Origin of the sequence: Anaerococcus porci (assembly GCF_009696575.1) — a bacterium.
Taxonomy (GTDB): Bacteria; Bacillota; Clostridia; order Tissierellales; family Peptoniphilaceae; genus Anaerococcus; species Anaerococcus porci.
The window spans coordinates 86,688-107,610 of the sequence record NZ_VULQ01000005.1 but is presented as its reverse complement, the minus strand read 5'-3'; the positions used below and the strand labels follow the sequence as shown (position 1 = coordinate 107,610).

The 20,923-nt window shown below is 29.3% G+C and carries 19 protein-coding genes; 2 read left to right on the top strand and 17 right to left on the bottom strand.

What is annotated here, in order from left to right; all coding sequences use genetic code 11:
• Window positions 1–76 precede the first annotated feature (76 nt).
• The 7 genes from hcp to FYJ26_RS05430 all read right to left on the bottom strand — a co-directional run bounded on the left by hcp (window position 77) and on the right by FYJ26_RS05430 (window position 9,594).
• The gene (gene hcp / locus FYJ26_RS05460) at window positions 77–1,693 is read right to left on the bottom strand and encodes a hydroxylamine reductase (protein WP_154540437.1); all 1,617 of its coding nucleotides are present in this window, start codon (window positions 1,691–1,693) and stop codon (window positions 77–79) included.
• A 333-nt stretch (window positions 1,694–2,026) separates the two neighbouring features.
• Window positions 2,027–3,499: a hypothetical protein gene (locus FYJ26_RS05455; protein WP_154540435.1), complete on the bottom strand. Its 1,473-nt coding sequence runs from the start codon at window positions 3,497–3,499 to the stop codon at window positions 2,027–2,029.
• A 946-nt stretch (window positions 3,500–4,445) separates the two neighbouring features.
• Window positions 4,446–4,760: a PTS cellobiose transporter subunit IIB gene (locus FYJ26_RS05450; protein ID WP_154540433.1), complete on the bottom strand. Its 315-nt coding sequence runs from the start codon at window positions 4,758–4,760 to the stop codon at window positions 4,446–4,448.
• Window positions 4,757–5,095, bottom strand: a complete 339-nt coding sequence (locus FYJ26_RS05445; RefSeq protein WP_154540431.1) for a PTS lactose/cellobiose transporter subunit IIA — start codon at window positions 5,093–5,095, stop codon at window positions 4,757–4,759. The genes FYJ26_RS05450 and FYJ26_RS05445 overlap by 4 nt, the downstream gene beginning before the upstream one ends.
• A gap of 1 nt (window position 5,096) precedes the next feature.
• Window positions 5,097–6,383 (bottom strand): PTS sugar transporter subunit IIC, encoded by a 1,287-nt coding sequence (locus FYJ26_RS05440; protein ID WP_154540429.1) that lies wholly within the window; start codon window positions 6,381–6,383, stop codon window positions 5,097–5,099.
• 9 nt (window positions 6,384–6,392) lie between these two features.
• Window positions 6,393–7,706, bottom strand: coding sequence for a family 4 glycosyl hydrolase (locus tag FYJ26_RS05435; protein ID WP_154540427.1), 1,314 nt, complete (start codon window positions 7,704–7,706; stop codon window positions 6,393–6,395).
• A 1-nt stretch (window position 7,707) separates the two neighbouring features.
• Complete coding sequence (locus FYJ26_RS05430; RefSeq protein WP_154540425.1) at window positions 7,708–9,594, bottom strand: BglG family transcription antiterminator; 1,887 nt, start codon at window positions 9,592–9,594, stop codon at window positions 7,708–7,710.
• Window positions 9,595–9,763: 169 nt separating this feature from the next.
• On the opposite strand from FYJ26_RS05430, the gene FYJ26_RS05425 reads away from it, so the two are divergent.
• Entirely contained in the window at window positions 9,764–10,570 is an 807-nt protein-coding gene (locus tag FYJ26_RS05425; RefSeq protein WP_154540423.1) for a Cof-type HAD-IIB family hydrolase, read from the top strand.
• A 76-nt stretch (window positions 10,571–10,646) separates the two neighbouring features.
• Window positions 10,647–11,759, top strand: coding sequence for an alanine dehydrogenase (gene ald / locus FYJ26_RS05420; RefSeq protein ID WP_154540421.1), 1,113 nt, complete (start codon window positions 10,647–10,649; stop codon window positions 11,757–11,759).
• A gap of 50 nt (window positions 11,760–11,809) precedes the next feature.
• Here ald and FYJ26_RS05415 read toward each other — a convergent pair whose 3' ends face one another.
• The 10 genes from FYJ26_RS05415 to FYJ26_RS05370 form a co-directional block, all read right to left on the bottom strand.
• Window positions 11,810–12,136, bottom strand: a complete 327-nt coding sequence (locus FYJ26_RS05415; protein ID WP_154540419.1) for an SdpI family protein — start codon at window positions 12,134–12,136, stop codon at window positions 11,810–11,812.
• Window positions 12,137–12,147: 11 nt separating this feature from the next.
• A complete protein-coding gene (locus tag FYJ26_RS05410; RefSeq protein WP_154540417.1) occupies window positions 12,148–13,029 on the bottom strand; it encodes a putative ABC transporter permease in 882 nt (293 codons plus the stop codon).
• Window positions 13,030–13,135: 106 nt separating this feature from the next.
• Window positions 13,136–13,807: an ABC transporter ATP-binding protein gene (locus FYJ26_RS05405; RefSeq protein WP_154540415.1), complete on the bottom strand. Its 672-nt coding sequence runs from the start codon at window positions 13,805–13,807 to the stop codon at window positions 13,136–13,138.
• Window positions 13,807–14,913 (bottom strand): ABC transporter permease, encoded by a 1,107-nt coding sequence (locus FYJ26_RS05400; protein ID WP_154540413.1) that lies wholly within the window; start codon window positions 14,911–14,913, stop codon window positions 13,807–13,809. The genes FYJ26_RS05405 and FYJ26_RS05400 overlap by 1 nt, the downstream gene beginning before the upstream one ends.
• A gap of 157 nt (window positions 14,914–15,070) precedes the next feature.
• Window positions 15,071–16,006 carry a 2-keto-3-deoxygluconate permease gene (locus tag FYJ26_RS05395; protein WP_154540411.1) on the bottom strand — a complete coding sequence of 312 codons (936 nt, stop codon included), beginning with the start codon at window positions 16,004–16,006 and terminating at the stop codon, window positions 15,071–15,073.
• Window positions 16,007–16,183: 177 nt separating this feature from the next.
• Complete coding sequence (locus tag FYJ26_RS05390; protein WP_154540409.1) at window positions 16,184–17,146, bottom strand: D-ribose ABC transporter substrate-binding protein; 963 nt, start codon at window positions 17,144–17,146, stop codon at window positions 16,184–16,186.
• Between the two features lie 9 nt (window positions 17,147–17,155).
• On the bottom strand, window positions 17,156–18,103 hold the full coding sequence (locus tag FYJ26_RS05385; RefSeq protein ID WP_154540407.1) for an ABC transporter permease: 948 nt from the start codon (window positions 18,101–18,103) through the stop codon (window positions 17,156–17,158).
• Window positions 18,100–19,581, bottom strand: a complete 1,482-nt coding sequence (locus FYJ26_RS05380) for a sugar ABC transporter ATP-binding protein (protein WP_154540405.1) — start codon at window positions 19,579–19,581, stop codon at window positions 18,100–18,102. The genes FYJ26_RS05385 and FYJ26_RS05380 overlap by 4 nt, the downstream gene beginning before the upstream one ends.
• Window positions 19,582–19,590: 9 nt before the next feature.
• A complete protein-coding gene (gene rbsD, locus FYJ26_RS05375) occupies window positions 19,591–19,983 on the bottom strand; it encodes a D-ribose pyranase (protein WP_154540403.1) in 393 nt (130 codons plus the stop codon).
• A complete protein-coding gene (locus FYJ26_RS05370; protein WP_154540401.1) occupies window positions 19,980–20,873 on the bottom strand; it encodes a ribokinase in 894 nt (297 codons plus the stop codon). The genes rbsD and FYJ26_RS05370 overlap by 4 nt, the downstream gene beginning before the upstream one ends.
• Window positions 20,874–20,923: the final 50 nt, after the last annotated feature.

Here is a 20,923-nt window from a genome sequence, read left to right as displayed (position 1 = left end):
TGATATTCTCAAATTGTCTATAAGTAACTTGTAATGATAGAAATTCATAATTTTGCAACAGTCCCTTAATTGTTTATTAAGCTGTCATTATTTTGAGATCATCTTCTACATTTGTAATTGGTGCAATATTGAAGTTTTCTACTAAAAAGTTTACTACTGTTTCTGAAAGAAATGCAGGAAGTGTAGGTCCAAGGTGGATATTTTTAACTCCAAGACTTAACAAGGCAAGTAAAACTATAACTGCTTTTTGTTCATACCAAGCTATATTAAATTCAAGTGGTAGGTCATTTACGCTATCAAGTTCAAATGCATCTTTAAGTAAAAGTGCAGTTTTAACTAATGAGTATGAATCGTTACATTGACCTGCATCGAGTACTCTTGGTATTCCATTTATATCTCCAAGATTTAATTTGTTATACCTATATTTAGCACAACCTGCAGTCAATATTACATAGTCTTTTGGAAGTTTTTCAGCAAATTCTGTATAGTAAGACCTATCTTTAAATCTTCCATCACATCCTGCCATTACTACAAATTTTTTGATATTTCCTGCCTTTATTTCTTCTACTATATTGCCTGCCAAAGCTTCTACTTGATTATGGGCAAATCCACCTACAATTTTTGTATCTTCTAAGTTTTCTGGAGCATTGCACTCTTTAGCTTTCTTAATTATTTCAGAAAAGTCTTTGTATCCATTTTCATCAGCACAAATGTGTTTGGCTCCTGGATACCCTGCATTTCCTGTCGTATAAAGCCTATCAAGATAATCATTATCTTTTTTAAGTGGAACTATACAATTAGTTGTCATTAGAATTGGTCCATTAAATTTTTGGAATTCATCATTTTGAGTCCACCAACTATTTCCATAATTTCCATGGAAGTGTTCATACGTCTTGAACTTAGGATAATAGTTTGCTGGAAGCATTTCAGAATGAGTGTAAATATCTACTCCACTGTCCTTTGTTTGTTCAAGTAGCATTTCCATATCATTTAAGTCATGACCTGATATAAGTATTGCTGGTCTATCTCCTGCAGAAAAATCAACTTCTGTTATTTCTGGATTTCCAAACTTTTCTGTATTAGCACGGTCAAGGGTTTCCATCGCCATAAGACCATGTTCACCAGTTTTTATAGTTAAATCTATTAGGTTATTTATATCCTTATCATCTTTTAGACTTTCTTCTAAAGTTTTTGCTATAAACCTATCAACTTCTTTATTTCTATATCCTAGGACATTGGCATGATGATTGTAGGCTGCCATACCTTTAAGTCCGTATGTTATAAGCTCAACTAGAGATCTTTCGTCCTCATTTACTATATTGAGTACACCTACTTCTATCGCCTTTCTTTTTAGCTCATTCCTATCGTCAGTTGTGTAAAGAGCAGCCTCTGATAATCCTGCTAAGTTATTTTCTTCTATTAACTTATCTTTTAACTTTATAGTATCTTCTACCTTATCTAGTATATCTTCCTTATCAAAGTTTGCATTTGTGATTGTTACAAACATATTGTTTGAAATTAAATCATAGTATTTTTCATCTACATTTTCTATATTATTAAGAACTTCAGCAAGTCCTTTTGTTACATATATTAATAAATCTTGGCTATTTGCAGTATCTTCATTTTTTCCACAAACTCCAACCTTAGTACAGCCTTTGTTGCCAGCTGTTTCTTGACATTGAAAACAAAACATAATCAAAAATCCTTTCTTTTTCTTTAACTTACATACCTATCATACAAAAGATGAAATTTTAAATCGGTAACCTATGTTACATGGGTAAATTTTTATTGGAAAATGTAAAAGTATAAGTAAGAAAATCATGATTTTATAAGTTTTTATATATTTTTTATAATTAAATGACTTTAAGAATAATTATTAGATAATATAGGGATATCTAAAAATAAATTCTACTTATTTTTAAACAAATAGTGGATAAATTTGATTAAAAGATTCTGTAAAAAAGCATTCTATAGTAGATTTCCTAATAAGATAAGCTCCAAGCTAACATTAGTTTGGAGCTTATCTTTACCTATCTAATTTTTTTAAATGCTCTTTTGCATACTTTATATACTCTTGCATAACCTTGATTCTTGCATATTTTTTTTGGTTTCCCTCAACAATAATCCATGGTGCATAGTCTACATTTGTCCTTTCCAGCATCTCATTCATAGATTCTATATATTGATCCCACTTTTTTCTATTTCTCCAATCTTCATCTGTAATCTTATATTGTTTATCTGGCTCTCTTTGTCGATCTTTAAATCTTTTTAATTGTTCATCCTTATCAATCATTACAAAAAATTTCAAAATCAGAGAACCATGATCATAGATTTGTTTTTCCATATCAAGTATTTCATCATAGGCTCTATCCCATTCATTTACCTTGGCAAAGCCCTCTACCCTTTCAACCATAACCCTTCCATACCATGATCTTGAAAATATTCCTACATATCCATCCTTAGGAAGTTTTTTGTAAAAACGCCATAAATAGTTATGATCAAGTTCCTCTTTTGATGGAGCTGATATACCATGGACTTCAAAAAGTCTTGGATCGACTTCTTTTATAAGCCTTTCAATCGCCCCGTCTTTTCCTGCCGCATCAACCCCTTCAAATACAATAACTTGACTTATTCCCTTTTCATAGTATTTATACATAATTTCAGCAACCTCTTTTTGAAGTTTATTTTTTTTCTCTTCATAATCCTCGTCAGAAATTGCCTTTGATAGGTCAATAGCTTGCAAAATATTACTTCTTAGCCTATAATCACGCTCAACATTCTCATTTTCTTCCCTTTGTCTTATAACCCTCTCAATTCCTTGGGTAATTTTGTCTATGGCAAGTCCTAAGACTTCCTTACTGGCGGACTTTTTGTCATTTGCATCTATAATATCCCAGGGAGAGTAAGAAAGATCTGTCATCTCAAGCATTTTTGAAAAGTGTTTTTCATATTCTTTGTAATTTTCTTGTTGATCCCAATCAAGACCATCTAGGTAAAAATCTTCCTTCACAGAATCTTCTAATTTCTCAATTCTTTTCTTTTGCTCCTCTTTATCAACATTTAAGAAAAATTTAAGGATAATAGTTTGGTCATCATAAAGAGCTTTTTCTATAGACTTTATAGAATCGATTCTTTTTTTTAGCTTTTTCCCATCAAAATTCTTTTTCTCAAATAACTTATAATAAAAAGACCTATCAAATATCTTAATATGACCCTTCTTAGGCGTATTTATCCAAAATTTTCTTATAAAAGGATATAAATTATCCTCACGCTCATCCTTATCAAAAACTTCAACATCATAGTTTTTGGCCGCAAATTCACGAGTCAAGTCTTTTATAACATATCCACGGCCTGATGATTCCCATCCATCTACGATTATTAATATTGGAATAGAAAAGTCATTACAAATTCTTGCAACACGACCAAGTCTTTCAGCAAGCTCTGATCTTTTAAAATTTTGAAACTTCTTTTTTCTATTATCATCAATTAATTTACTCATAAAGCCCCCTTTTGAATATTTTTACCCGAAAATTAGACTAATTTATAAAATTTAATAAACTTAGCTTATAAATATAAAAAATCAAAACTTTGAAAAAAATTTGATACTAACTTTTTTCTATTGAACTTAATTATTGAAATATTGCTTATATTTATATCTTAGCAAATGGTATAAATTATTCAGAAGTCAAGATTTACATAGCTTATGAAAGTTTTTATTATTACAAACAAACCTTCAAATAGAATCAATATATAACTGATTATGAAATATTTGTTAATAGTATGGATATTAAATACTTACAAATTACTTTTGGAGATATTAACGATATAAATAAAAATGAGCTAAAAGATATAAGAAGATCTAGAAAAAAATAATCTTAAATTAACAGGAAATGTGCTTTTACATATTTTAGAAAATTTATTTGTAAAAAGTGAAGAAGATTCAAAAAACAATTTATGGATTTAGCCAAAAGTATTATATATCTAGATAATAATGATATAAAAATATGAAGATATAATTATATAAGGAATAATTGAAATATTAAAATATGAAAATATCGACGATATAACTAGAAGATTATTACCAAATAAAATGAAGCTTATAAATTATTATAGAAACAACGCTAAAGAAATTGATAGGTTATAAAAATCAACATATATTGTGAACTTTTTATTAAATTATATTTGAGATTTTACCATCTACTATTTCAAAATTATAAAATTTCGTCTCCACTATAAACTTTTCTAGCTCCTATTCCTCTTTAGATTTGTAAGCCATTTGAGATCTTTGAAAAAATGCTTGTTTTCTTTTCCATAAATTTTCCTCTTTTCTCAAATATTTTTAATATTATTACCCATAAATTTATTATATAAAACATTTTTTATAGCCATTAAAGTAGCCATGATTTTGATAGTTATTATATTTTAAAATCATGGCTTAGGTTAGTTTATAAGTTCTCTTCAATTAATTTTACAATATTTTTTACACCACTTTCAGTAGGAGCGTATGCATTGAATGGTATTTGGACTATTTTTTTATCATTTTCATTGGCGATTTTTTCAAATTTTTTAAAATTCATTCTCATTTGAGGACTCAACAGATAAAGATCATATTCTCCATCTTTGATAATAGTTTCCCCTTGCATAACTGTTGTAGCAGTTACTTTTATTTCCTTATTTTCTTTTTTAAAATAATCAAAAGCTTTTTTTGCTATCAAGGAACTTGACATCCCTGCATTACATAAGACTAATACTTTTTTCATTTAATATCCTCCATTTTTTTAAATTTTAAATAAATTCTTTTGAATCGTTCAGCAAATTCTATACTTGTGCTTGCCATTGTAAAATGATCTTGAGCATGGATTAAGAATATATTTACATCATTCTTATCTCCACCCGCTTCTTTATTTAAAAGATCAGTTTGCAAATTATGACAAACTACCAGTTCATTTTTAGCCTTTTCTAACATATTCTCAGCCTCAATAAATTCATAATTTTCTAAATAATTAATAGATTCATTGGCTAAGCTTCTAGCTTCTCCTGCATGCATAATAATTTCAAAAATACCTTCATAATCTTTTTCATTAATTTTATCCATATTATTTATCTCCGTCACTATCTTTTATATCTACTTCATTTTTTAGCTCATCTTTTTCCATTACCTTAAAGAATGGATAATAAATTAGTACTGAAAGTATTAATATAAGTATTTGTAAGATTGTTGATTTGAAAGATAAGTTCATCAAGTATCCTTGAAGAAAAAATGGTGTATATCCTGGTGATTGTATGAAAGCTCTTTCAACTATTCCTGATTCAAAAATCTTATAAATTGGTAATGTTATTAAGGTTGGACCTATAACATATGGTATAAATAAGATTGGATTATAAACTATTGGAGTTCCAAAAGTTATAGGTTCATTTATACCAAATACAGCTGGAAGCAGTGAAATTTTTCCAAGCTCTTTATATCTTTTTGACTTTGAAAATAGCATAAGGATTAATAAACCAACTGTTATTCCTGAACCAGACATTAGTAAGAAATTGCTAAGAAATGTTTCGGTAAATACGTGTGGTATAGGTTTTCCCTGAGCATAAGCAGCTGCATTTTCTGTAATATTTTGAAGGGCTACTGGTAAGAATATTGGTCCAAGAGTAGCATCGCCATGTATACCAAACCACCATAAAAGTTGGATTAAAAATACTAAAAGCATTACACCAAATACATTATTTAGTCCAATTGATAATGGTTTCATTATAGATAAAATTATTTCAGGCACCAAACTTCCTGTTAACTTGAATATCAGTATTCTAATTGATAGGAATACTAAAGAATTAACTATTAGTGGAATGATTAACTCAAAGTTTTTAGATACCATGTCAGGGACGCCTTCTGGCATTTTAATTATGAAATTTTTCTCCTTTAATTCTCTAGAAATTTCAACACTAATTATAGCTACAAATATTCCTGTAAACATTCCTTTTGAATCTAAGTATGTCATGTCTATACCAGATTCTGTTACCGATGAATTTAAAATTAAATACATTACCAAACCATTCAAGCAATCTCCGATTGTATACATATCATAAGATCTTGAAAGATTATATGATACAAAAAGAGCTGTAAATAATCCCATAAGACCCATCGAAAAGTTAAATAGGGTCATTATTTCCAATTCATAGCTTGATACAAAGTTTGCATAAAAAGTATTTTGGAATACTTGAGCAAGATTTACTGCAACAAGAGTAAAAGAGCCAATAATTGTTACTGGTAATAAGGCAAGCATAGAGTTTTTTATAGCTTGAAGGTGAACTTGTCCTTCCATTTTTTCAACAATAGGTAATAATTTCTTTTCTAGAAATTCTACAAATTTATTAAATCTGTTCATAATCTCTCCTTATGATAATTCTGGCCAATAGCCTTTGTTTACTACTATAAATTCATCTAAAACTTCTTTAGCAAGTTTTGCATTTGGAACAGTTTGATTTAGTGTAAATGCTTCAAGTGCCTTTTGATATGAATTTTCAAAAAATGCATCTACTAATAGTTTTTCACTTGCAACTTGAGCTTCCATGAGTCCTTTATGAAAATCTGGAATATCAAATCTTAATGATATAGGTTCTGCTCCATTTTTATTGATATAACAAGGTATTTCAACCACTACATCATCTCTAAAGTTTCTTATTGCTCCTTTATTAGGAACTATAATCATAAACCTTTCATTTTTGTTATTAATTATAGATGCACAAATATCCACTATATAGTTTCCATGAGAAGATGATTCATAATCTATGGTATTTAGGTCTTTGTTATTTTCAATTTTTCTGACGGTTTGTTTGATTTTTTTAAGTCTACCATCCATAATTTCATTAGCTCTGGTATAATCTTTGTTTGATTGCTCAACTATTTGTTCTGAAAATAGATAGTATTCAAGATAGTTGTTTGGAAGATTTGACGGAAAGTATTCTAAGAGATTTTTATATCTTGTCCATGTTTTAGCCCAACTTTCTTCCTCATCGTCAACATATAAACCTTCTGACTTAATTTTTTCAATAATCTCTGGCATAACATCTCTATTAAGTTTTTTATCATAAATTGAATTATAAAAGCCAAAATGATTTAAACCATAGTAAACTGGTATCCAGTTTTTCCTATCATAATCAAAACTTTTACAAATCATATCCTCAATTCCTATAGTCATATCACAAGCATTTATAATCTTTAAATTAGGATATTTTCTTCTTACAGACTCAGCTATAATTGTTTCAGGATTCGTATAATTTAAAATCCAGCAATCTGGTGCATATGTGTGTATCTTTTCAACTAAATCAAGAAATCCATTCATTGACCTTAAAGCATAGGAGAATCCTCCCAATCCACATGTCTCTTGACCTATAAGACCGTATTTTAGAGGTATTTTTTCATCCATTTCTCTCATTTTCATACCTCCAACCCTTATTTGAGAAAATACAAAATCTACATCTTCAAAGGCTTCTTTTGGGTCTTCTGTCGACATAATTGATATCTTATAATTATCTTTTTTTATCAAAAAGTTAATTATGATATTCATATCATCATTTCTCTCTTTCTCTATATCATAAAGTCTAATTTCATCTATATCTAGCTCATCATGATTTAAGAGTGAAAGTACTATTCCTGGTGTATGTCCACTTCCTGCTCCTGCAACAGCAACTTTTAATCCTTTTTTCATTTTATTGCTCCTTATCTATAAATATTTCCATAAATTCTTTAATATTATCAATTTTACTAGCCCTATCAATTGACTTTTCATTATCTAAAAACCTTCCTAGATAATCATAAAAAATATTTAAATCTTTTGCTTTCTCATTTAATACCAAGGATACTATTAACTTAACCTCTAATCTATCCCATATAATGGGACTATCTAAACTAATAATAATTAAAAATGTATCAGCTTTGGTCGTTTGAAGTATATGAGGAATTGCTATCATTTTTTCATATTCTGTAGCTCCCATTTCTTCTCTTTGAATCATTTGTCCTAAAGACTTATCAATATCGATACCAGATTTCAACTTTATAATTTTTGCTATTTTTAAAAGAACTTGATCTTTTGTTTTTATATTTGAATCATTTATAAGAACAGATTTTTTAAATATTTTGTATATACAATCTAGATTATCTTTTTTAAAGGCATTCTTAATATTATAAAGATCATTTTTTGTAAATAAAATATCTACATAAACTATTGGTGTTTTTGTATTTATATCTAAATCAACTGATGAAATGATAAAGTCATAATTATCAAGTTTATATCTTTTTAAATTTCTTAAATCTGTTATTGTTATCTTTTCAATATTTTTCTCGAATTGTTTTTTTAGTTGTGCTTTCATTATTTGAGCAGATGAGTTTCCAGAACCACATACAATAAGTATATTTTTGTTCTTATTTGATGAGCTTTCTATAGCAGCCATTATATGAAGAGCAATATAACCTATCTCATCTTCAGACAGCCTCGTCCTATATTTATTATTTATAACATTTGCTCCAACTGAAGCTATAATAAAAGAAATTTTATTTTCCTTTATATCTGAAAGAATTGGATTTTTCATGTTAAATCCATATTTTATCCTGTTAATTAAAGGACCTAGATGAATTGCAAGTGCAAAATATAATTCAATATTTTCTCTAAAATCATATTTTGTTACTTTATAAATTTCATCAATTATATCTTGAGATAATTTTAAAATATCTGATGATATTTTTTCTTGGTCTTTTACTATATTTTTTGCGATTAAGTGCATTGTTATATATACTAGTTCTTCTTTTGGAATTGTTATTTCAAGTTTGCCTTGAAGTTCTTTTACAATTTTATTAGCTATCTTAAATTCTTCATAAGATACAACTTTCTTTTCCATTTCTTTTGAAAGTTTGATGTATTTTTTCTGTCTTATTCTTAGTATAGATATATAGATATGTATAACTAAATTTTTGAAGTTTACATATGGCATATAATAATCTTCTCCAAAATCTAGTTCATCAACTATATCTTGAATCTTATTAAATAAAACCTTATTTTCATCATCATCAAATAATGAGGGATCTTCACCTATTTCATTTTTGATAGCAAGTCTTATATTTTTCTCACTCCCTTCAATTCTCATGCCATAATATGGCTTAGATACTAATTCTAGATTGTAATCTTTTAAGGTATCCCTAATAATAGGTAAATCCTTATTTATTTGAGATTCACTCACATGAAAGTTTTCAGCTAGTTCATGTTGTTTTATATAAGAGCTTGAAAATAAAAACATTCTTAAGATATTTTCATATCTTAATTCCTTATCTCCACTTTCTTCTTGAAAGTAAGCATATTTGTACCAATCATTTTTAAGGAAATTTTTAAACTTTTTTTCATCTAATATTTTGAAAAGATATCCCTTTCCTGTTTTAGATTCTATTATCGCCCCCTTATCTTTTATCTTTGAATTTAATAGATTTATCTCTTTTCTTATGGTTTTAGAAGATAATTCCATTATCTCTCCTATTTCCATAGACGTGTGATAATCATAGTCCGAAGTCAAGTAGTCAAATATTTGTTTTAATCTAGTTTCTATCATATAACCACCTTGTAAAATAATTATAACCAGTATTTAAGATAAGCTCCACTCAAACATTTTCCTTAAACTTACGGAAGATGTTTATTTGATTAAATTATTAAGTAAAATATAATCATAGAAAAGACAATTTTAAATATTATATTTTTGAAAAGATAAAGATGGAGGAATAATGAAAAAAATTATTGCTGTTGATATAGATGGAACTTTGCTGGATTCTAATAGACAGATTAGTCAGAGAACTAAAGAAGCCTTGATTAAAGCTCAAAAATTAGGTCATATAGTTGTTATAGCCTCAGGACGTGATCCTTTTGGAGTGTTTCCTTTTGCTAAAAAACTAGAGTTTGATAAATATAATGGACTTTTGTCTAATTTTAATGGTGGTAGGATTACTAATTTTCAAACTAAAGAAGTATTGATTAACCATGCTTTAGATATAGAACTTTCCAAGGAAATTCTAAAATTCAGTGAAGATAATATAGATATGGGCTATATTATTTATACAGATGATGGTATTATTACAAATTCTCACGATACCTATGTTTTAGATGAGGTTTGTGAAAAGGCCTTTACAACATATAAGGTTATTAAAAATTTAGCAGATACATTGGATTTTCCTATAAATAAAATCATGTTTTCCCAAGACCCAGCCCTCATAGATAAGGATGCTGAAAAGCTTAAGGATAAGTTTTTTGATAAAACTGCCCAAGTTAAGTCTACTCCTTATTATTATGAAATTATGCCAAAAGGAATTGATAAGGGAAGATCTTTGCTTGAAATTGCAAATTATTATAATATGGATATGAAAGATGTCATAGCTTTTGGCGATGAGGAAAATGACCTTACAATGATTGAAATGGCAGGGGTTGGTGTAGTAATGGAAAATGGAACTGATGAAATAAAAAAAATAGCAAACTTTGTTACAAAGTCTAATGATGAAGATGGTATAGCTTATTATCTAGAAAATTATGTTTTTTAGGAAACTTTATCATGTTAATTTTTTTTGACTTTGGGTATAAATATCTAGTACAATATTTTCTAACTAAGGAGGAAATATGATTATAGGAATACCTAAAGAAATAAAAGATCAAGAATCTAGAGTTGCTATAGTACCTGGCGCTGTAGCAGAGTTAGTAAAAGCAGATCATGAGGTTTGGATTGAAAAGGATGCAGGCCTTGATTCAGGAATAGATAATAAAGATTATGAAAATGTAGGAGCGAAGATTGTAGACAGTGCCAAAGAAATTTGGGAGAATTCTGATATGATTTATAAGGTTAAGGAACCTTTAAAAGAAGAATATAAATATCTAAGAGAAGGTCTTATTCTTTATACATATCTCCACCTTGCAGGAAATAAAGAACTTACAGATATACTAAGAGAGAAAAAAGTTACAGCCATAGGATATGAAACTGTTCAACTTGATGATAAGCTTCCACTTCTTAGACCAATGAGTGAGATTGCTGGAAGGATGTCTGTGCAAGAAGGTGCAAGATATTTAACAAAACCTGAAGGTGGCCGTGGAATACTTCTCCAAGGAGTTCCAGGAGTTAGACCTGCTCATGTAGTTATAATTGGTGCTGGTACTGTAGGAACTGCTGCAACAAGAATAGCAGCTGGTATGGGAGCTAGAGTTACAGTACTTGATGTAAATATAGATGCTCTAGCACATCTTCAAGACCTTTTCCCAGATAAGATTGAAACAGTTTATTCTAATCCGATGAATATAGAGTCATCTGTAAGAGATGCAGACTTGGTTATATCAACTGTTTTAATCCCAGGAAGACGTGCACCTCAACTTATTAAAGAAGATACAGTAAAACAAATGAAAGAAGGTTCTGTAATAGTTGATGTTGCTATAGATCAAGGTGGTTCTACTGATATTACAAAAGGTCATGCAACAAGCCATACAAATCCAGTATTTACGAAACATGGTGTAATCCACTATGCAGTAGCTAATATTCCAGGTGCAGTTGCTATAACTTCAACCTATGCCCTATCTAATGCTACAACAAAATATGCTAAAGCAATAGCAAACCTAGGTTTAAAAGCCGCTTGTGAAAAATTCCCAGAATTAATTTCTGGTATCAATACCTATGATGGCTACGTTACAAACGAAGGTATAGCTGAAGATACTGACAATGAATATAAAGAACTTAATATAAAATAACAAATTAATAGGCTCTTGCAATGAATAATTCATTTTGCAAGAGCCGTTTTTTAATGCTTTTTTAAATTTATTTGAGTTATTAAGGATACAGATATTAATATGAACAATTGTATAAATGTAAGAATCAAGAGATTTTTTTCATTTATATCCCCTACATTAATAAATACAAGTGTTAATATTATAGCTATTATTCCACCATAAAATGAATATTTAGATGCTAATTTTTGAGCTTTATACCAAGATTTTTCATCCTTCATTGAAAGTTTTGTCCTAAAACCTGAGTGTTTACTTATCTTAGATTTAGCCTTATATGATAAATAAATAGACAATATTATTAAGGTGATTGGAATTATAAAACTCACTATTAATATATACATATCTATCTCCACTAATCTTTATTTTTAAATCTATATGAAAGTTTATTTCTTTTAGAAAGTTTACTTATATTCCTTTCAAGCTTTTTATATTTTTTTATCCTTTCTTTATAATACCCATTTATAATTTGAATTAATCTTTCTTTATTTTCTTCTTTTCTAAACTCATAAGATTCTATTAAGCTAAGGATCCTGTTTCTAAATCTAAGTTCTTTATCTTTAGATTTTTTTACATAATCTTTTATATTCTCACTAAAGTTTCTTTCTAACTCTCTTCTTATTTCAAGACTATCATCTTTTATTTCATCTATTTTTTCGTCTAGATTCTTTCTTTTTTGATCAAGATTTTCTTTTAACACTTTCTTATAAGCTTCTGCTTTTTCTTCCATTTCTATAAGCTTTCTAAATCCATAAGCATCTTTTATAGAAAGATATGTATCGAGTAAAAATAAAAATATTAAAATATAACTTATAAAACTAATATTTGAATTTTCATATATCTTTATTTTAGGCATTACAAATTTATAGGTTAAATCATATAAAAATATAGATATGAATCCCCAAAAAAGCGAAGATCTCAAGCAAATATACCCCTTATAATTTAAGAATCTTTCATCGTAATCCCAGTATCTTATCTTAAATAATTTTTCTATTGCCCAGCCTGTTATAAGTTCTAAAATCGTTGCAATTATACTTCCTACTATAAATATAGATAATTTATTGTAAAGATTTCTTGTTGAAAATATTACACTTATAGCACCGAAACCATATATTGGTAGAATAGGTCCCTTTAAAAATCCCCTATTAGCAAATTTTTTTTCATTTAAACTAACCCAGGCTGTCTCCCATACAAATCCTAGAAATGAAAAGAAAAAGAATAAGTTTATATATCCCATAATTACTAACCTCTTTTTTATATTTTACCCTTATTATAGAACCTTTCTATTGATAAAAAAACACCAAAGTTACTATGTTAATAACTTTGGTATTACTGTTTAATTATTAAATTTCTTCTTTCAAATTACCATCCACTATTTTAAATACCCTATCACAATAATCTACAAGCCTAATATCATGAGTTACCATCACAATTGATACATCTTCTTCTCTACTTAAATTTTTAAGTATTTTAACTACATCAATGGCTCTTTTTGTATCAAGACTTGCTGTGGGTTCATCTGCTAGGATTAGGTCAGGAGATGGATAAAGAGCCCTTGCTATAGCAACTCTTTGCCTTTCTCCACCAGAAAGATCTGTTGGATACTTATCCTTTCTTTTATATACATCAAGTTTTTTCAAAAGATTTTCTGCTCTTTTTTCATCAAATTTGTTTTTCCCAAACTTATCTACCAATTTAAATTGATCCATAATAGTAAGGTATGATACTAAGTTTGATGATTGAAGGATAAAACCTATTTTATCAAACCTAAGGTTTGCAAGGTCTTTCTCACTTTTTTTGCTTATATTTTCATCTTTAAAACTTATAGAGCCTTCACTTGGTTTTTGAAGTCCTCCCATCATAGTAAGCATGGTTGACTTGCCAGAGCCTGATGGTCCTATAACTGCTACAAGCTCTCCCTTATTTATTGAAAATGATGTATCCTTTAAGGCTTCTATTTTTTCATCTCCATCTTTGAAGTATTTTTTTACATTATCAAATTTTATAATTTCCATTATTCTAAAGCCTCCAATGCTTCTACTTTTGAAACTGCTCTTACTGAGAAAATTGCCCCAAGAAGACTTGTTATAATCATAAGTAAACTTATTATTAGGTAATTAGTAAAATTCACTTTAAAAGGAACTTTAGCTGGCAAGAATATATTTGATATATATGTCAACCCTAACCCTATTAAAACTCCCAAGAAAACTAATATCAATGTTTGAAATATAACTGATTTCGATATATAGTAACTTGATATTCCTTGAATTTTAAGAATAGCAAAAGTTTGTTTCTTTTGCATAGTTATTATATAAATAAAAACTCCTAAAACTATTGATGATATAACTATCAAAAATCCTATCATCATTATAAAGGTAAGGTTTTGTGCTGTATATCCTGGCAATTTTTTTATAAATTCATTAATCTCTACTATATCATAATTATCATTTTCAATTTTTTTGTCATCATGGACAATTATTCCTGAAATTCTTTCTGGTGAATTATGGGGCATCTGAGGCGATGTATCTGCATCTTCTTTTTTATAATTCATAGCTTGATTTGATGCACTTTCAACAGATGTATAAAATACTGGTCTTACTGAAAACTTACTTTCTTCTGTAAACCCAACTATTTCATACTCTTTATCATTTTGAGAAAGTCTAATCTTATCTCCTAATTTAAATCCTTCTTCATCTTTAAGTGATTTAGAGCCTACAATCTCCTTAGTAAAATCTTCTATATCTCTTCCTTCAACAATACTTGGCCTTGCCTTAGATTTCTTATCAAGTCCCATAATGAATATTGAATAAGTTGTATTCTCACTTGTATCTCCATTTTTATAGGCTACCGCACTTAATACATTTATCGGAGATATGTCATGACCTTTGAACTTATCAATATCTTCTTTTTCTAGAACAGATGATAGAATATTCTTGTTTGTTCCTTTTTGTAAAATAACTCTATTTCCATTCCATAAGTCTACTGCCAATCTATCTGAAGATGAAAGGCCATAGGCAAGGGATGTTAGGAAAAATACCAAGTATGATATTAAAACTACTATTGATATTATAAGAATGAATCTTCCTTTTTCCTTTTTCATTTCTTTTAATGCTAAAAACATAATGCTTCCTTAATTTTAGATTTGTTGAACACGTGCCCTCATTCTTATGTTATACCGCATTTATTTGTATAAGGTAAATCTTTATAGATATTTCCCTATTGCTATAAAATGAAAATAAAATGTTTAAAGTTCTTTGTTCAAATAAAAAAAAGCAAGACTAAGCTTGCTCATATTTATTTGCCCAACATGAAGTTATTAAGGGGATTACTATAATAGTAAATATAACTGATGCAGCAACCTGAGCTGTTGCTATTTCTACAAAAGGCATCCAAGTCTTGTCTATTGAGCCAATGATTGCAGGAACTGCTATGGCGTTGGCTCCTGTTGTTGAAATTGCCCAAGCAGAATGTCCTCTCCTTTTATTTATCTTCATATCTATAAATACTGTAAATGAACCCATTATAAATACTACTATTACGCCAAGAAGAATCCCTGAAAGTCCTCCCTTAAATATATCAAATATATTTATTCCAGCTCCCATGCTAAGACCTAAAAATACTATTATATATTTTTGACATTTCCTTAAATTTTCTCCAAATTCATGGTCTATATTTCCAATAATCATACCAAAAATAAGAGGTACTATGGAGTCTATAATATTTAATACTGAAATATTTGCCATACCACTTGATCCAAATATCAAAAGAGCTAAAAAAGGGCCTGTAATAATGCCCGCAATTCCTGCGCCCGCATTATCAATTTCATCCCCATATTCAAGATTTAAGGAGATAAAAACTGAATTGTTATGATTTAAAGTCCCACATACTAAGGCAAGGATTGATATACCAAATATACCTTCTTTTCCAAAAAATTTAGATACTAAAAATACTATCACTACCCCTATAAAAACTCTGGCTATAGATATAATCCCTGTTCTTTTTACTGCAGTTGCTAGATTTTCAAATCTAAGCCCTGTTCCAGATATGGTTAGATTTAATGCCATAAGTCCAACCATTCCTTCTGTTGTAAAAAGATGTTTGGAAAATTTTCCTATAGTAAATAGATTTGGAAAAAATGAATTTAATATTGCTGTTATAAACAAGGGAATCATCATATTCCCTGCTGGTATTTTTTTAAATAATTTTTCTATCATAAAAACTCCTCAAATATAAACTTACTCTAAAACAAAGATTTTTCTATTTATATATTAAAATTAAAATTTTAACAATATTTTTATAAGTTTTAATATTTTAAGATTTCAATTTAAAAAGGCTCTTGCATGAATTACTCTTGCAAAAGCCTTGTAAATATTGGAAGATCAAGTTATTTTTTATTTAGATTTTACTAGTTCAAGTGGACTTGCCACATACTCTTCTACTTTTTCACCTTGAAGATATTTTATTGCAGTTTCCAAAGCAATCTTGCCCATTTCTTTTGGTTTTTGAGCAACTGTTGCCGATAACTTTCCTTCTTCAACAGCCTTTAAGGCATCTTCATTTCCATCAAAACCTACTATGGTTATATTTTTGCCACTTGCCTTAATTGCTTCAGCAGCCCCCATTGCCATTTCATCATTTTGTGAAAATACTGCCTTAAGTTCTGGATGAGCTTGAAGTAAGTTCTCCATTACACTCATTCCTTCTGCCCTATCAAAATTTGCAGTTTGGCTAGCTACAAGATCTATTTTTCCATCTGTAGCATTCTTAAATCCTTCTCCACGTTCCCTTGTTGAACTTGCTCCAGGTATTCCTTCAAGTTGAACTACTTGGGCTCCTTCTCCAACAGCTTTTAGTATGAATTCTCCAGCCATTTCTCCACCTTTTACATTATCACTTGCAACTAAAGATACTACTTTACCTTCATCTGATTTTCTATCTACACAGATTACTGGAATGTTTGCATCATTTGCATTTTGTACAGATGGTGATATAGCTGTTGAGTCTACTGGGTTTATGATTATTAAATCAAGTCCTTGGGTTATAAGATCTTCTACTTGATTTGATTGAGTTGATGAGTCATTTTGAGCATCCATTATAACTACATTTACCTTCTTATCTTTAGCTACTTCTTCTATACCCTCTCTTACTGACACAAAAAATGGGTTATTTAGTGTAGACATTGATACACCTATTTTTATATCAGCTAAGTCTTCTTTCTCATCTTCTTTTTCTTCTTTTGTGATAGCTTTATTTGAACTATCATCTGCCTTGTCCTTTCCTCCTTCAATAGAGCATGCTGTAAATACAAAAAGTCCAAGCAATAAGCTTAATAATATTTTAGATATTTTTTTCATTTTTCTCTCCTATTTGCTTCTCTTACGGTCGATTAAAACTGCTATAAAGATTACAATACCTTTAACTATTTGTTGGTAAAAACTTGAAACTCCCAATAGGTTAAGACCATTGTTCAATACCCCTAGTATAAGTACACCTATAAGTGTACCAAAAAGTGAACCTTGACCACCTGACATAGAACATCCACCCAAAACTACTGCTGCTATGGCATCCATTTCATAACTTGTACCTGCTGTTGGTTGGGCTGAGTTAAGTCTTGATGTTAATACTAGTCCTGAAAGTACACTCATTAAGGCTGATATCATATAAACAATTATTTTTACTTTTCCTATATTTATACCTGATATAAAACTTGCTTTTTCATTTCCTCCTACTGCATAAACCCTCCTACCAAAGGCTGTCTTATTTAACACTAGAGAAAGTATTATAAATACTATTAAAAATAGAATAACTTGGAATGGAATACCTAAAACTCTTCCTCTCCCTAAGAAGGCAAATACAAAGTTATCTCTTTGTCCTGGAATTGGTCTACCATCTGTATAAACTAGTGTGATTCCCCTATAAATGGTCATTGAGGCAAGGGTTACTATAAATGGCGCAAGTTTTCCTTTTGTTATAAATAAACCATTTATAAAACCTAATAACAATCCTAAGGCTATAGCTATAAAAATAGCTAAAAATACATTAATACCACTTGCTAAAAGCCCTGCAAAAATAGCAGATGTTAAAGCAAGCATAGAACCTACTGATAAATCTATTCCACCAGTAAGTATTACAAATGTCATACCCAACGCTATAAAACCATTTACTATAAGTTGTCTTAAAAGATTCATAAGATTTGATGGCCTTATAAACCTAGGGTTTAGAACTGATACAAAAACAATAAGCACCAAAAGTGCAATTATAGTTCCTACATTCTTATTGGATTTCAAGAAACTTTTTGACTTCTCTTTCATAAACTTCCTCCTGTTGCAAGAGTCATAATTTTCTCTTGGTTTGCATCTTCTTTAAGTATTTCACCTTGAAGAGAGCCTTCATAAATTACATAAATCCTATCAGATAAACTTAAAAGCTCTGGAAGATCTGATGAGATAAGGATAACTGAAAGGCCTTTTTCAGTAAGATTTGAAATTAGATTATAAATTTCTCTTTTAGCACCTACATCTACCCCTTTTGTTGGTTCATCTAAAATTAGAATTTGTGGATTTATGGCAAACCACTTGGCTATTACAACCTTTTGTTGATTACCTCCTGAAAGATCACCTGTCTTTGTTTCAATATCCATAGCCTTTATCTTAAAATCATCTTTTAATTTTTGACTTAGGGTCTCTTCCTTTTTTTTATTTATAAATCCACCATCAAGGATTTCTTTAAAATTTATCAAAGAAATATTCTCCCTAATAGATTCATCTAATACCAAGCCTTCTTCCTGTCTATTTTCAGTAACAAAAGCAATTCTATTTGCTATAGCATCTTGTGGGTTTTTAATAGTTATATGTTTTCCATTTAAGATAACCTCGCCACTATCTTTTGGGTCAAGCCCAAAAAAAGACCTCATAATTTCAGTTCTTCCTGCCCCCATAAGTCCAGAAATACCTAAAATCTCACCCTTTTTAAGTTTTATATTTATATCTTTAAAATAATTCTTGCTTGTAAAATTTTTAAGCTCAAGTATTACATCACCAGGTCTATTTTCTATCTCAGGATAAAAATCTCCTATATCTCTACCCACCATAAGAGATACTACTTCATTTTCATTAGTCTTTTCAGTATCAAGAAGGGCAACTGACTTTCCATCTCTCATTACTGTTATTTTATTAGAAAGAGAGAAAATCTCCTCCATCCTATGAGATATATAAATCATAGCTACATTGTTTTTCTTAAGTCTTGACATTAATTCAAATAGCTTTTTTATCTCATTATTAGTAAGAGCACTTGTTGGTTCATCAAGGATTAAAAGTTTAACTTCATTTAGGTTGGCTTTTGCAATTTCCATCATCTGCCTTTGACCTACAGATAAATTTCTTACTTTCTCTTCTGGATTAATATTTATATCTAGAGAGTCAAAAAGTTTCTTACATTTCTCTTTCATTTTTTTAAAGTCAAGAAAAAACCCCTTTTTTATCTCTTGATTCATGAAAATATTTTCATAAACTAAGAGATCTGGAAAGTCTATCAGTTCTTGATGAATAAAGGAAATTCCAAGATTTTTTGCAATATCCTGCTTGTCTATAGAAATTTTTCTTTCATCGACAATTATCTCACCTTCATCTTTTTCTAAAATTCCTGATAGGATGTTCATAAGAGTTGACTTTCCAGCCCCGTTTTCTCCTACAAGGGCATGTATATCCCCACCTTCTATAGAAAAATCAACCCCTCTAAGTACGTGATTTTTTCCAAATGACTTATATATATTATTCATTTGTACTTTCATATTAAACTCCTAGAAAATATTTCCTGATTCGAGAATAATATTAGAGTAAGGAGTAGTTTCTCCTGTTCTTATTATGAACTTACAAGCTGAAAGCTTTCTTTTAAAGTCTTCATGACTAACATAGCTTGGTTTGATGTTTGGAAGGAGCTTTTTTATAGCTGCTTCTTGCTTCTTGTTTTTCTCTTTAATCTCACTTGCCAAAATATATCCTTGACAGATATACTCATTGAGTAATGTCTCTAAAACATCAATAAATTTAGGTTCTCCTAACTTTAAGGATATGTCAATTTTTTTATCACTTTCTATTGGAAGCCCACAATCTCCTATGGCTATGAGATCAGTATGTCCCAAATCTGAAAGAGCTTTGGAAATCTCTGAATTTAAAATTCCATTTTTTTTCATGATAAATTCTCCCTGAATTTTTTAACTTCTTCTATACTTGGGATAGAAGTTGAAGCTCCATCTTTCATACAAGCTAGAGCTGATGCTATTGATGCCAAATCCATAGCTTTTTTTATATCATCTCCCTTATAATAACTTCCTACAAAAAATCCCATAAAGGTATCTCCAGCCCCAGTTGTATCAACAGTATTAACTATATATGCCTTTTGTTTAATAAGTTCATCCTTATCAAAATAAATAGAACCATTTGCCCCAAGAGTTAAGATTACCTTCAAATCTGGATAAGTCCTTCTAAAAAATTCAATTATCTCATCATTGTTAGAAAACTTGCTTATATCCTTAGCTTCTGTTTCATTTAGGACAAGTAGGTCTAGTTTACTAAAGTCAAGATTAAAAATAACCTCATTTATAGGTGATGGATTAAGGACTATTTTCATCCTCTTCTCCTTTGCCTTATCTACTATATAGGAAAGAGATGAAATCTCATTTTGTAAAACTAAGACATCATCTTTTGAGAAATAATCCAATACTTCATCTACAAATTTCTCATCTATATCAAAGTTTGCTCCCTTGTATAAAACAATTGAGTTCTCTCCATTCTTATCGACTTGAATAAGAGCGTTTCCTGTATCACTATTAGACCTTCTAAAAAATTTTGTATTAATTGAATTTTCTTCAAACAAGTTTTTAATAAATTCTCCATCATTACCAAAAAGACCAGCATGATATAAATTATCATAAACTTTTTTTAAGGCAATCGATTGGTTTAATCCCTTACCGCCTGGCTTTTTTTTCAATGAAATTGATGAAATAGTTTCTCCAGGCCTTGCAATATGATCAACCTTAAAATAAGAATCTATATTTACAGAACCAAAATTTAATATATTCATATAAGCACCTCTTTTATTATGCCTTTTATCCAAACGTTTGCGACCTATTA